Origin of the sequence: Glaciecola sp. 1036, assembly GCF_050306235.1 — a bacterium.
In the GTDB taxonomy this organism is placed as follows: Bacteria; Pseudomonadota; Gammaproteobacteria; order Enterobacterales; family Alteromonadaceae; genus Glaciecola.
On sequence record NZ_JBLWFH010000007.1, the window covers coordinates 49,302 to 61,669 of the forward strand.

Genomic DNA, 12,368 nt, shown 5'->3' on the forward strand with positions numbered 1-12,368 from the left:
GTTAGGCTATAGAGCGTTTTGGGGGGCGTTGCAAGCGACCAAGGACAGCGTTGTCTGCATCCGTGATAAAAGTGTTGGGCTTAAGGGATTTGAAGTCGATTGGAGTTAAAATGTCAAAATTCACCAGCATCGCGATGGACACAATGCCTAATGGACAAGCACACCCGTCGCCACAGCAATCCTCGTCCATTTGACTAATCTGATGAATATTTTGTGATGAATTGCGATCATTATCCATAAAATGTTGCTCATGCATATCGTTCTGCATATCACAGCCAGGGCTGGACATCGCAAACGAATCTGCAACTTGAGTGCTTAAAAATATTATAAGCAAAACAGCTTTAATGCATTTACTGACCACACCAACCCTTAATGAATAATCTAATATGACTTTACTATTCTTGAAATAACTTTGATAAGGTATTCTAAATATAGTTCCAGATGAAGAGTATAGTTAAGCAACATGGCAGCGCGATTACCTGCTCATTACAATGTTGTAATCTAGTGAGAGCAATCGTTGGTTATTTTTATGCATTGGAATATATTGCTTATGAGTGAGGTACGTTTTGTTGGCCCGAGTTGCCATATCCAATCTCGAAAACCCACTTGTTAAACACTTAGCAACACTAAGTACCGAAATCACATTAAACATAACGTGAGTGAACTATGAAAATTCTGGTAGTCGAGGATGAGAAGAAAATCGGTGACTATATAAAGCAAGGATTGACAGAGTCTGGATTTGTCATTGAGCTCGTTCGCAATGGTTTAGACGGTCACCATAAAGCGATGACGGGCGAGTTTAATTTAATAATATTAGATGTCATGCTACCAGATATTAATGGATGGCGGATTCTAGAATCATTGCGTCAATCTGGCAATCAAACTCCTGTATTATTTTTAACCGCAAGAGATAGTGTCAATGACAGAGTAAAGGGTCTAGAGCTGGGCGCTGACGATTATCTAGTAAAGCCTTTTGCTTTTGCAGAATTGCTGGCTAGAGTCAGAACCCTTTTTCGAAGAGGAAATACAGTTGCAAGCAGCTTGCTACAAGTCGCAGATTTGCAAATGGACATCCCGTCTCGTGTTGTAAAACGCGCTGGCCAATCCATTAATTTGACAACAAAAGAATTTTCACTTTTAGAACTCATGGTCAGAAGGCAAGGAGAGGTGCTTCCACGCTCGCTGATTGCGTCTCAAGTATGGGATATTAATTTTGACAGCGATACAAACGTCATCGATGTAGCAATTCGCCGCTTAAGAGCTAAAATTGATGATGAATTTTCCCCAAAATTGATTCAAACGGTTCGTGGTATGGGATACAAATTAACAACTGATGAAGAGCAAAATTAAAAGACAAAAGCCGTACTCAATTTCCTTTCGAACAATGGTATTTGTGGGAATAGCTATTTTCGTGTGTCTCGGCATTATGGGCACACTAGTAGTCACCTCTATTGAAGACCATTTTCAAGAACAAGATGCCGATGAGCTTAATGAGGTGTTTCATGCCATTAAGTTAAAGCTCGAAAAGTCACATGATCAATCGGTACAACCTTCCAAGCTTTTATTCCAGGCAGTTTCAGGACATCATGGTGTCTACTATCATGTTGAGGATGATAAAGGAGATACGATATTTACAAGTGAAGGAGCTGACTTTTCATTCTTTCCTAAAACAGCCACAACATACACATCAATTAATCCGAAAGACATGTTGTTGTTTAGCGATGAAAACCATATGCATAGAGCCATTAAATTAAGTTTTAATACGCATGATACTAGCTATATCATCATCGTGGCGTCAAACATGGAATTCCACATGACGTTTATGAACAGCCTTTTAAAATCGATAATGGGCATCATTATTTGTTCGGGCATTATTACAGTGTTAGCTGCGCGTTTTGCGATTTACAGAAGCCTATCACCATTAAGAAAGCTTACGCGAAAAATTGAAACTATCACCGCCGATAATCTTGATATAAGACTAAACCCAGATGAGGTACCAGAAGAATTAATTACTCTAGTAAATTCTTTCAACACCATGATTGAACGTCTTGAGGATGGCTTTGAAAAACTATCCCACTTCTCAGCAGATATCGCGCATGAATTACGAACCCCAATTACTAATTTAACGACCCAAACCCAAGTGATGTTAGGACAAGTGCGGTCAACCGAGGAATATGCCGACATACTTTATTCTAATTTAGAAGAATATGAGCGCATGACGAAAATGGTGAGTGATATGCTCCTATTGGCTAAAACCGAGCACGGACTTATAAAGCCCGCAATTGAATCCTTAGATGTGCAAAAGGAAATATCAAGCCTGCTCGATTACTTTAATTTACTTGCTGACGAGAAGCACATAAACATCCAAGTTACCGGCTCTTCCTTTACTATTCACTGCGACAAAACCATGTTCCGACAGGCAATAGGAAATCTGATTTCAAATGCGATAAGACACGCTCCTAATAATAGTACGGTGGAGGTCAAAACGGAGTCCAAAGGAAAAAACCAGAAAATAATGGTGTTAAATAGCGGGGAGAAAATTGAGCCTCAGCATATTCCTAAATTGTTCAATCGCTTCTATCGAGTTGACCCCTCTCGACAGAGAGATGGTCAAGGCACTGGCCTTGGATTAACCATTGCTAAGTCTGTTATGAAGATCAACGGAGCCGATATGTACGTTGAATCCGATGAAAGTAAGACCGTGTTTACTATGGAGTTTAGCGACACTTAAAAATAAGATGATGACGATGGGTAATCGTGTTTGAAAAATTGCTAATTTATCTTGGCTGTTTATTGAGGCCTTATTGTGAATGAAATTAAAACATCTGATTCACGCAAAGGCTAATCGGTTTGAGCATCAACTTAATCGATATGACAGTTGAATCAATAAATCTCCGTTTTCCACCCGTGAAAAGAAGAGACTAGAAGACTTGCCGGCCATGTCTTTAGTGGGTAACACAATCTGAATTTCGATGGCTACAGGACGTATTGTTGTGGCCCTGTCCATTTTTCTTGTGCCCATATGTCAAATTCTGTGAATGGCGTTAATGACACCGATAAGTCAGAGTCTTCTGTGGGGCAATGCGTCTTCAGTAAAAGAAGAAAGAGGAATATACTTCGGGTGGCTCCCCAAAACAGTACCGTCCTTTTTTACTTTTAAGTCGCTTAGCTTCGCTATTAGCCTATCCCGCCCTACAGCACTAGGTATTATCGTAAATCCGAACGAGGCCCAAAATTTTATCCTGTTTGTTTGACAGTGTTTTAACAAGTCCGGCTCTCTTGGGTCATTTGCATCAGACATTTCACCACTCACCTCTATGTCGGCGGAGAGCTTAGCACGTAGGTATTGCACCGCAGTGTTGACTAACAAGCTACCAGTTCCTTTACCCTGGAGCTTAGAATCAAAGCCATTGCCTTGGATGTCCTCAATGAAGACGTAACTGGGAGTGTACTTAAGCATCATTTTTACGTAGCCGTCGGGTACTCGCGCTTCAACGTCTAAAAAGGGCGCATGATCATAAATACGCACACGTAATTCATCTTTACTCCACGATAAACAATTTTCCATTATTAACCCTTCTGAGGCGATATAAGCGACAGTTAACCAACATGAATATTATCTAGCCTTGTAGCCTCGCGCTCCAAAGATGCCAAGTCGTGATAACCTCTTCGAGCGAGGGAAGTAGCAGCGAGAATGATGATACAGGTCAAGAAAGCTAATATAGTCACTTGATAATCATTAATACCTATGCGCACACCTCGATGGGCTATTTTAGACCTTAACGCGTAATATCTAGATACGGTTTTCTTAATACTTCGATAGTCTTTCAACTCTGCTATGTCCTCTTGCTTCATATCGATATCACCGTAAAGAAATAAAGAGGCAATTCCAATTGCATTTCTTTTCGTAATTTCCTCATTGCGCAACGTGAAAAAGCACTCCAAGCAAGACCATAATTTTAAAAATGCGGAGGGCAACGAACTATCTGAGTTTGCTTCGCCGACCCAGTAAAGAGATTTTACAATTGTTTCTTCAAGCTCCGTTCTGTCTTCTTTTTTGAGAATTTCCGGCAGGTGAGTAAGTGAGATCTCTGCTAAAAAGCCTTTGGTTATTTCTGTGTCAAAATATACTTCTCGTCTAGCACTAACTGAGCTAGTTGAAATTAAGCGTCCATTATCCTTGTTCCAGCCAAAAGTAGAGCTTGGCTGGTAAGAAAAACCACCTCTACCTTTTATACTAACGTGAGCCTCCCTGAAGGCTCTTTTGAAATTCGCGCAAGCTAAAAGCCTCAGACATGAAAGACTTAAATTTGCATTGTCATAATACTTACTAAGCGCAACATCATGCTCGCCATAAGCACAACCTAAGAACACTAGTTTGCCAGTGATGGGGCGAACGAAGTTGTCCTCCCAAATATCTTGGAGTCTATGAGGTTTTACATCCTTAATGAGTTCTTTGTCGAACAATCTTAATGTACCAAACCCGAGATCGATGCAACACTCATAAGAAAAATCAAGTCCAGCAACTTCGCATACGAAGGTGTACTGTTTGATTGTTGCATCAATATCATCAAGAATACTGTTAAGATAATTCTCTTCATATACAGTGTTTTTTCGATTATAAAAAAATTCTAGGCGCTTTCTGATAATACCTCGAATTTTTCTCATCGATACTAAACCGCGATAACGTTCGCTTTTGGCAAGTACCTCACAGATATCGGATTGAATGGTCATCCCGTAATTGGACAAAAACAAACTACCACCATCAACAGTGATGGACTGTTGAAAGGTATCCATCGATTTTATCTTTTCAATATCAAACGACTGGAAGCATTTACTCTTTGCCTGTTGAGGCAAAAGTCGCAACAGAGTTCTCACTTCTTTTTTGGACAATCCACTAGGAGTGCTATAGGTCATAATGATGCAACTTTGCTCGCAATTTTAATTAGCCTCAAATCCGTTTTAGTCTGCTAGACTTAAAGACCGTATGCTGCTCCGGTAATGAGGCTCTTTTACAAAAGACTGCGCGTTCATTCCGACGCAGGTCTCGGTAGAACTTCTGTTTACCAAAATGTCTACCAAGCAAAACTACACTACAGGTTCTGCTCAGTGAATTGTGCTAACGAGCTTCGCTCTACCTCATCAAAAATCAGTATGCTTCCTTTCTCGTAATTTCTGTAGATATTCACTGCTGCTGTTGCTCCACTGGATGCTGGCGTTACAAACTTGTCATCAATCTGCGCCAAGTTGCCCAAAACGATTGTCCGGCAATTCTTTCCGCCACGGCTTAACATCCCCTTCATCTGAGCACGGGTCATGTTTTGGGCTTCGTCAATAATCAAAACGGCATCATCAATCGAGCGACCACGAAAGTATGCCATTGAAGTAAATTCAATATTGGCTCGCTCAATAATGTGCTCAACAGTAGCGTAAATATTTGCATCATGATCATCAACTGAATGCATTGAAATTAACGCATCAGTAATACCGGCAAGTAAAGGCATTGATTTTTCCTTAAGGTCGCCAGGAAGAAAACCAGGATCTTCATCCATAAAATCACGGGACCTTACCACAACTATTTTCTTGTATTGTTTTAACTCCAGAACTTGGTGCAACGCAGCGGCTACCGCCAAAAAAGTCTTACCTGAACCAGCTGGACCAAGGATGATGTTTAAATCAAAATGAGGATCTACTAACTGGCTCAGAGCAATAGCCTGTCTGGAATTTTTTGGACTAATTCCCCACACCGTATCTTGCTTTCGCGGAAGTAGTTTTGTGAAAACGTGCTCATTTGTCACTTCAGTAACTAAACCAATGTGACCTACCCCATCATACCAATACATATTGTATTGAACCTCTTCATTGAAAAGGTTTCTGTCAAGTTGATATACCTCTCCAGAGAGTTTAAAACTATCGTCTGACTTAAGACGATCGAACAAATCTCCATCAAATGCCTGCACACCGGTATACAGTAAATCTATATCTGATATTTGATGGTCTACAAGTACATCTTCGGCATCAACACCAATTGTTCTTGCCTTGAGCCGCATATTGATGTCACGAGATACTAACGTGACTTCCTGACCCAATACCTTTCGCATGTGAAGCGCATAGTTGATAATTCGATTATCAGCATCGCTACCAATGCCATGTTTAAGTTCGCTTTGAATGTCTAAATTGGTATCAACCCCAATAAACAACTTTCCTCTCTTTGAAGTTTCATTAGAAGGAAGTGGGATACCTTTTTCCATCTGCTCAGCACTGTGCCCGTTGATGATATCTTCAAGCATTCGTATGATAACTCTAGCGTCGGCACTGACACTTTTATCTCTTCTCTCTTTTAGGTTGTCTAACTCTTCTAACACCGTCAAACAGATATACACATCATCTTTGTATGAAAGCAGACTCTTTGGATCATGAACAAGCGCCGATGTATCTAATATCCGTGGATTTCTATTCTCGTTTGAATTTTTCATTTTCGTCCCTCTTTGAGAATTACTATTTTGATTAGTCTAAAGTAAATGTTTGCTAGTCTTATTACGTAGTTATCAAAAAGAAACTAAATTGTCTGGGTTTGGGATAAAAGAATGACCACCGCATCTTTAGTGTATTCAAGGCTTTCAGATAGGTCTGTACAAATGTTGAAAAAAGTCTTGCAGTAATACCTGTTTTTCCGCTTCCTGCGGGACCTGTTAAAATGCAAAGATCAATGTGAGGATCTAGTAAGGCATGCAAGGCCATGGCTTGGCCGATGTTTTTCGGTGTGATGCCCCAAGCTCGACGCGACATTAGTCGTTCATAACCAAGGTCAAGTACTTCTATAGTTTCTTCATTTATAGCTTCAATCAAGCCAGCAAACTTGCCCGCTCCATCGACTAAAAACTCATTGATATAAGGGTCCGGCACTATGGATTTTTCAAGGGTGTGTACGGTGTCCCTGCCTTCAGTCACACTTTCAACACTTTGTATTTTGTCCCAAAACTCGCCCTCAAACTCGTAATAACCCTTACTAAGATATTTGATGTCACTGATTAATTGGTCGGTACGATAATCTTCTACCAACGCCATCCCAGCACCTTTGGCTTTTAGACGCATGTTGATATCTTTGGTCACCAGAACAACTTCTCGATGTTTGAACTGCGCTTGTAAATGCAAAGCTGCATTGATGATGCGATTGTCGTTTTCGTTGCTAGTAAATACTTGAAGATTTTTGTCCATGCCTAAATCAGCAAAAATAGACAAATGCCCTGATGGTGCTGAATCTCCAGAACCAAGTCCCATCATAGTGACGCCTGCAATCATATCTTCAGGCGAAGCATCATGCAGAAGATCCTCCATTGCTCTAATGGAGACTCGGGCGTCTCTAGCAACGTCTTTTTTACTGTCTTTTATATAATCTAACTCTTCCAACACTGTCATAGGGACAACAACATCGTGTTCTTTGAAGGACATAAAGGCTAAGGGTTCATGAAGCAAAATATTGGTGTCTAAAACGAACATCTTTTTGCTGTTTTCTTTCGCGGTATTAATGTCGACGGGTTCGACTTTTTGGATTTCCGGCATTTATGGCTCCGTGTTAGTGCTGGAGAAATATCGTTACCAATTATGTAATTGATAATCCGATAGGCCACTAAGCGAACAGAAGCTGAGTGAAAAACAATCTGCTTGCCACTGCGACTGTCCACTTTAGATACTACCTTAAACAGAAATTAAAAATTTATCACCTGTTTTATGCAGAATTTTTATTTGCTACTGACATTCGAGTCCGAGCCGACTACAATTCGCATAATTAAGTAGCGAAAACTAAAAACAGGCATGGCAGAAAAAACTGAATATATTGTTGGGCAACGTTGGTTAAGTAACTCAGAAGTCGATCTGGGTCTTGGCGTGGTAATGAATGTTGATTTTAGATCAGTATCTGTACTTTTTCCCGCAGTAAAAGAAGAGCGTAATTACGCCAAAAACCAAAATGCGTTGGCAAGATTAATATTAAATCCAGGCGATATTGCAACTCATGTGGATGGTTGGTCGCTAAAAGTCGAAGAAGTGGCCGAAGACAGCGGCTTGTACTCCTATTTAGGAACCCGAACAGACACCAACGAAACCGCAGCTATCGTTGAAGTCGCGCTAGAACATACGATTAAGGTGCATCAACCTGAAAAAAGATTGTTTATAGGGCAACTTGATAGCCCTAAATGGTTTGATGCTAGATATGCCTGTTGGGAAAAACAATACGAAATGGCCAGCTCCGATGTTATCGGTCTAATCGGTGCAAGAGTCGAACTTATTCCTCATCAAATTCATATTGCGCATGAAGTCGGTAAGCGTTATGCCCCACGAGTGCTATTGGCCGACGAAGTAGGTCTAGGGAAAACTATCGAGGCAGCGCTAATACTACATCAACAGATTCTAAGTGGTCGTGCTCAACGCATATTAATTTGCGTGCCTTCTAGTTTGGTACATCAATGGCTGGTTGAAATGCTAAGACGCGTCAACTTACGTTTTTCTGTGTTTGATGAAGAAAGAATCGAAGCGGTCAAAGAAAGTGGCGAAAACCCATTTAGCCAAGAGCAATTAGTGTTATGTAGTCAGGAATTTATTCAACAAGAAGAAAATCTCCTTGCTGCTAGCAGTGTAGATTGGGACATTTTAGTGGTAGATGAAGCCCACCATCTTAAATGGAGTCCAGAATCTGCTTCACCAGCCTATACAGCTGTTGAGCAGCTCAGTGCTATCGCTAGTGGAGTATTACTACTTACAGCGACACCTGATCAACTGGGGCATGAAAGTCACTTTGCTCGCTTGCGTTTATTAGATCCTGCACGATTCCATTCTTACGATGCTTTCATAGAAGAAGAAAGGAAATATTCGCAACTGGCTGAAGCCATCACACCTTTAATTGAAAATCATCAATTGACCGAAGCTCAAGAAGAAACCTTAGCTTCAATCGCCCCTGACACTGATATTTCTGCCCTATCAGATCTTGAATATCGCAACAAATTGGTGAAACAGTTAATTGATCAACATGGTACTGGACGTTTGCTATTCCGCAATCGTAGAGCAGCGATTCAAGGGTTTCCTGAGCGTATATTGAATCCTCATCCACTTAGCTTACCAAAAGAATTTGAGTTGGCCTTGATGGGCGAAAACGATACTCATATTGAGTTACATCCTGAACGTTCAACTATGCTCGATCAGGCTTGGCCAAGTTATGATCCAAGAGTCAGTTGGTTAATAGAATTTTTATCGGGTCAACGTCAAGATAAAGTATTGGTAATATGTGCCTTTGCATCAACTGCTTTGCAAATTGCTGAATACTTACGTGTAAAAACCAGCATTCGCCATACCGTATTTCACGAAAATATGAGCATTGTGGAACGAGATAAAGCAGCGCACTTTTTTGCCACTGATGAAGCTGGTGCGCAGGTTATGTTGTGTAGTGAAATTGGGAGTGAAGGAAGAAATTTCCAATTTTGTCATCATTTGGTGCTGTTTGATCTTCCGCTCAATCCTGACTTATTGGAACAACGCATTGGCCGACTCGATAGAATTGGTCAGACCAAAGACGTGAATATTCATGTGCCTTACTTTAAAAAGCACGCCCAAGAAGTCTTATTTAACTGGTTTCATTATGGCTTGGGAGCTTTTGTACAAACTTGCCCCGTGGGTACTGACGTCTATAAATCAATGGCTGACGACCTACATTCAGCTTTGCAATCGCCTCTGGATCAAGAGAATTGGCAAGACTTGGTTGAACAAACCAAAGCACTCACTGTTAATTTAAAACAGGAAATCGAAGAAGGCAGAGATCGACTATTGGAGTTGAATTCATCTGGTGGAGATCAAGTAGACGATGTTATTGACCGTATCATCGGCGCTGAAAATCCGGTCAATATGATGCGATTCATGAGCCGATTATTAGATTCCTTAGGCGTTAATCAAGACGAAAAAGATGGTGATGTCTTTGTATTAACGCAAGGTGAATCAATGTTATTTCCAGTTCCTGGTCTGGATGAAGAAGGAACCGAGGTTACTTACAAACGAAGTGTCGCCACACGTCTTGAACATGTGCATTATTTAAGTGGTGATAGTGAAATAGTTACCCATTGTATAGATTCAGTATTAACCGATGTTATTGGTAAAAGTAGCATCTGCTTTGTGAATCAAGAAGGTGCACCTGTAGGCGCGTTTTGGATCGAGTTAGTTTGTGTATTGGCGCCAGTAACAGAAGCGAAGTGGCAATTATATCGATTCCTACCAGCCACACCTATTCGCTTGTGCGTTAATGCTAAAAATCAGTTAGAAGACTTAGCATTTAGTACCTTCTTCAAAGTCAAACCGAAAATGGCGCAACAGCTTATTACTGCGTTAGCTGACCAACTGAAAAAGAACATAGAATTCGGTATGACCGAAGCGAAAAATGCATTGTCAAAAGTAAAGCAAGATGCCCTGAGTCAAATGCAAAACAGTCTAGATGACGAAATTGTACGACTCACTAAACTACAAATCGTCAACCCGAGCATTCGGGATGATGAAATAGATTTTCTAAAACAGCAAAAGGCGCATTTGACAACTGTGATAACCGACTCTGAGCCGTATTTAGATAGCCTACGTTTGGTCATTAATAATCCTAAATAATGGCCATACTTAACTATAATCCGCCCAAGGATCCTTATTTACACTTCATCTATAGAGATGATGACATTGCGATATTGGAGAAACCTAGCGGATTACTTAGTGTTCCAGGAAAAGCGCCAGAGCATAGAGATTCTCTTGCTTGGCGCGTAGCAACAGTGTTGCCCACTGCTACCGTAGTGCATCGGTTAGATATGGCGACATCGGGATTGATGATTTTCGCTCTAAATAAACAAGCTCACCGAGCCATCAGCAAGCAGTTCGAGCTGCGTCAAATTGACAAAACTTACTATGCATTAATCTATGGGATACCCACCCGAAAAAGTGGTCAAATTAATTTACCGCTCATATGCGACTGGCCCAATCGGCCAAAACAGATGGTCGATCATGAAAGAGGTAAAAAAGCCATTACGGATTACCAAGTGATTCAAACTCAGGGTGACGTCTGCAAAGTACAATTGCATCCGATTACAGGGCGTTCACACCAGTTAAGAGTGCATATGCTGTCAATGGGACATCCTATTTTAGGTGACCGTTTGTATGCGCATCCCGAAGCCTTAGCCTTGTCGCCTAGGCTCTGCTTGCATGCAGCAAGCATCAGTTTTACCCATCCAACTACTGCACAAAAACTCTCCTTTGAAAGCAAACCAAATTTCCCTGAAATTCCACTGCCAATTGCCGATAAATAACTATTACTAGCTCAATAAAGCAGTTCATCGGATAACATATTTTTACATGAATACTTTTTTCAACAAGTTTACCCAGATAATTATGCGGATTGCGTTTATTGCATTGTTCGCACATGTAAACTTGGCTTTGGCACAGGATGAAACCGCATTTACTCCTCTTTCAACTATTCAAAACGATTTAATAACTCAATTACCGCCAGATTCAGTAATCGAATTTGAATATAATAACCAGCCGCATAAATTTTATAGTTTAGCGTCGGAATTACCCAAGGTTCGTGGTCTTTTTCTGATTGTAGAACATGAAATGCAATTTTCGTCAAATAGCCAATTTTCATTTTCACTGGCGTCACAGATGAGTCAAATAGGTTGGAATACAATTGTCACATTTGTACCTAACAAATCTCCAGCTGAATCCGAAGAAAATAGCGACAACAGCACCGATGAACAATCTACTGAGCAAGATAGTTCACAAACTAATCCAACAGATCAAGACGATTTACCGAATTCTTACGCCAGTACAACCTCTGCCAAAGAAATACTGCCCACTTTAACCAGTGAATTTTTGCAAACCTGTGCCAATGACACTGCCCAATTTCTAAATACTGTAATAACGACAGTAAATGCTTCAAATCAGCGTGTCGTGTTGTTTTCTTCGGGGATTACTTCACATTGTCTAATGTCGGGCGATTTATCAAAGTACAAGGGCGTGGTGGCGCTGAGTCCTTTCGCTCCTAATCAAGAGCAAAATAACAAAGTACCTGAGTTATTCGGCAAAGCAAATGTACCAGTTTTAGATCTAACCAATGATTATGAAAGTCATTGGGCTAGAGCGACCGCTCACAAGCGTTTGGTAAATGCAAAAATAAACCTTAAACCACACTATCGCCAACGCAAAATTATCGGTCAGCCACTGTCGAATTTGCAGTTGACCTATCTAACAAAAGAAATTTCTGGCTGGTTGTCCTACTTAGGTATGTAAAAATCTATCTATTTTTTGCATATTTTTTTTAAATTTAAATATCATACATTTAGCAAAATTTCACA

At 40.5% G+C, this 12,368-nt stretch carries 10 protein-coding genes and 1 pseudogene; 5 read left to right on the forward strand and 6 right to left on the reverse strand.

All coding sequences use genetic code 11. The features are described from left to right. Position 1 precedes the first annotated feature (1 nt). Positions 2–289 (reverse strand): hypothetical protein, encoded by a 288-nt coding sequence (locus tag ACNKW3_RS11580; RefSeq protein ID WP_427399457.1) that lies wholly within the window; start codon positions 287–289, stop codon positions 2–4. Positions 290–666: 377 nt separating this feature from the next. Here ACNKW3_RS11580 and ACNKW3_RS11585 point away from each other — a divergent pair, with 377 nt between their 5' ends. Both ACNKW3_RS11585 and ACNKW3_RS11590 read left to right on the forward strand, forming a co-directional pair. Further along, positions 667–1,350, forward strand: coding sequence for a heavy metal response regulator transcription factor (locus ACNKW3_RS11585; RefSeq protein WP_427399458.1), 684 nt, complete (start codon positions 667–669; stop codon positions 1,348–1,350). Further along, positions 1,334–2,731, forward strand: coding sequence for a heavy metal sensor histidine kinase (locus ACNKW3_RS11590; RefSeq protein ID WP_427399459.1), 1,398 nt, complete (start codon positions 1,334–1,336; stop codon positions 2,729–2,731). Before ACNKW3_RS11585 ends, ACNKW3_RS11590 begins: the two co-directional genes overlap by 17 nt. Positions 2,732–2,857: 126 nt before the next feature. Here ACNKW3_RS11590 and ACNKW3_RS11595 read toward each other — a convergent pair whose 3' ends face one another. The 5 genes and pseudogenes from ACNKW3_RS11595 to ACNKW3_RS11615 all read right to left on the reverse strand — a co-directional run. Continuing rightward, on the reverse strand, positions 2,858–3,022 hold the full coding sequence (locus ACNKW3_RS11595) for a hypothetical protein (RefSeq protein WP_427399460.1): 165 nt from the start codon (positions 3,020–3,022) through the stop codon (positions 2,858–2,860). A 39-nt stretch (positions 3,023–3,061) separates the two neighbouring features. After that, positions 3,062–3,568 (reverse strand): hypothetical protein, encoded by a 507-nt coding sequence (locus ACNKW3_RS11600; protein WP_136251507.1) that lies wholly within the window; start codon positions 3,566–3,568, stop codon positions 3,062–3,064. Between the two features lie 32 nt (positions 3,569–3,600). Then, complete coding sequence (locus ACNKW3_RS11605) at positions 3,601–4,797, reverse strand: hypothetical protein (RefSeq protein WP_427399461.1); 1,197 nt, start codon at positions 4,795–4,797, stop codon at positions 3,601–3,603. A 296-nt stretch (positions 4,798–5,093) separates the two neighbouring features. Continuing rightward, entirely contained in the window at positions 5,094–6,476 is a 1,383-nt protein-coding gene (locus ACNKW3_RS11610; protein ID WP_427399462.1) for a PhoH family protein, read from the reverse strand. Between the two features lie 190 nt (positions 6,477–6,666). Then, positions 6,667–7,563, reverse strand: a pseudogene (locus ACNKW3_RS11615) (PIN domain-containing protein); the annotation flags it as partial. A gap of 252 nt (positions 7,564–7,815) precedes the next feature. On the opposite strand from ACNKW3_RS11615, the gene rapA reads away from it, so the two are divergent. From rapA to ACNKW3_RS11630, 3 genes are read left to right on the forward strand one after another with little or no spacing between them, the layout of a single operon-like run. Continuing rightward, positions 7,816–10,638 carry an RNA polymerase-associated protein RapA gene (gene rapA / locus ACNKW3_RS11620; RefSeq protein ID WP_427399463.1) on the forward strand — a complete coding sequence of 941 codons (2,823 nt, stop codon included), beginning with the start codon at positions 7,816–7,818 and terminating at the stop codon, positions 10,636–10,638. Further along, positions 10,638–11,324, forward strand: a complete 687-nt coding sequence (locus ACNKW3_RS11625) for a pseudouridine synthase (RefSeq protein ID WP_427399464.1) — start codon at positions 10,638–10,640, stop codon at positions 11,322–11,324. Before rapA ends, ACNKW3_RS11625 begins: the two co-directional genes overlap by 1 nt. A gap of 46 nt (positions 11,325–11,370) precedes the next feature. Next, entirely contained in the window at positions 11,371–12,303 is a 933-nt protein-coding gene (locus ACNKW3_RS11630) for a DUF3530 family protein (RefSeq protein ID WP_427399465.1), read from the forward strand. The last annotated feature ends 65 nt before the right edge of the window (positions 12,304–12,368 follow it).

Excerpts from the sequence above, each read along its gene's own strand:
- ACNKW3_RS11595 (WP_427399460.1), bottom strand. The coding sequence starts at position 3,022 with ATGGGCACAAGAAAAATGGACAGGGCCACAACAATACGTCCTGTAGCC.
- ACNKW3_RS11580 (WP_427399457.1), bottom strand. The coding sequence starts at position 289 with ATGTCCAGCCCTGGCTGTGATATGCAGAACGATATGCATGAGCAACAT.
- ACNKW3_RS11585 (WP_427399458.1), top strand. The coding sequence starts at position 667 with ATGAAAATTCTGGTAGTCGAGGATGAGAAGAAAATCGGTGACTATATA.
- ACNKW3_RS11605 (WP_427399461.1), bottom strand. The coding sequence starts at position 4,797 with ATGGATACCTTTCAACAGTCCATCACTGTTGATGGTGGTAGTTTGTTT.
- ACNKW3_RS11625 (WP_427399464.1), top strand. The coding sequence starts at position 10,638 with ATGGCCATACTTAACTATAATCCGCCCAAGGATCCTTATTTACACTTC.
- rapA (WP_427399463.1), top strand. The coding sequence starts at position 7,816 with ATGGCAGAAAAAACTGAATATATTGTTGGGCAACGTTGGTTAAGTAAC.
- ACNKW3_RS11600 (WP_136251507.1), bottom strand. The coding sequence starts at position 3,568 with ATGGAAAATTGTTTATCGTGGAGTAAAGATGAATTACGTGTGCGTATT.
- ACNKW3_RS11590 (WP_427399459.1), top strand. The coding sequence starts at position 1,334 with ATGAAGAGCAAAATTAAAAGACAAAAGCCGTACTCAATTTCCTTTCGA.
- ACNKW3_RS11630 (WP_427399465.1), top strand. The coding sequence starts at position 11,371 with ATGAATACTTTTTTCAACAAGTTTACCCAGATAATTATGCGGATTGCG.
- ACNKW3_RS11610 (WP_427399462.1), bottom strand. The coding sequence starts at position 6,476 with ATGAAAAATTCAAACGAGAATAGAAATCCACGGATATTAGATACATCG.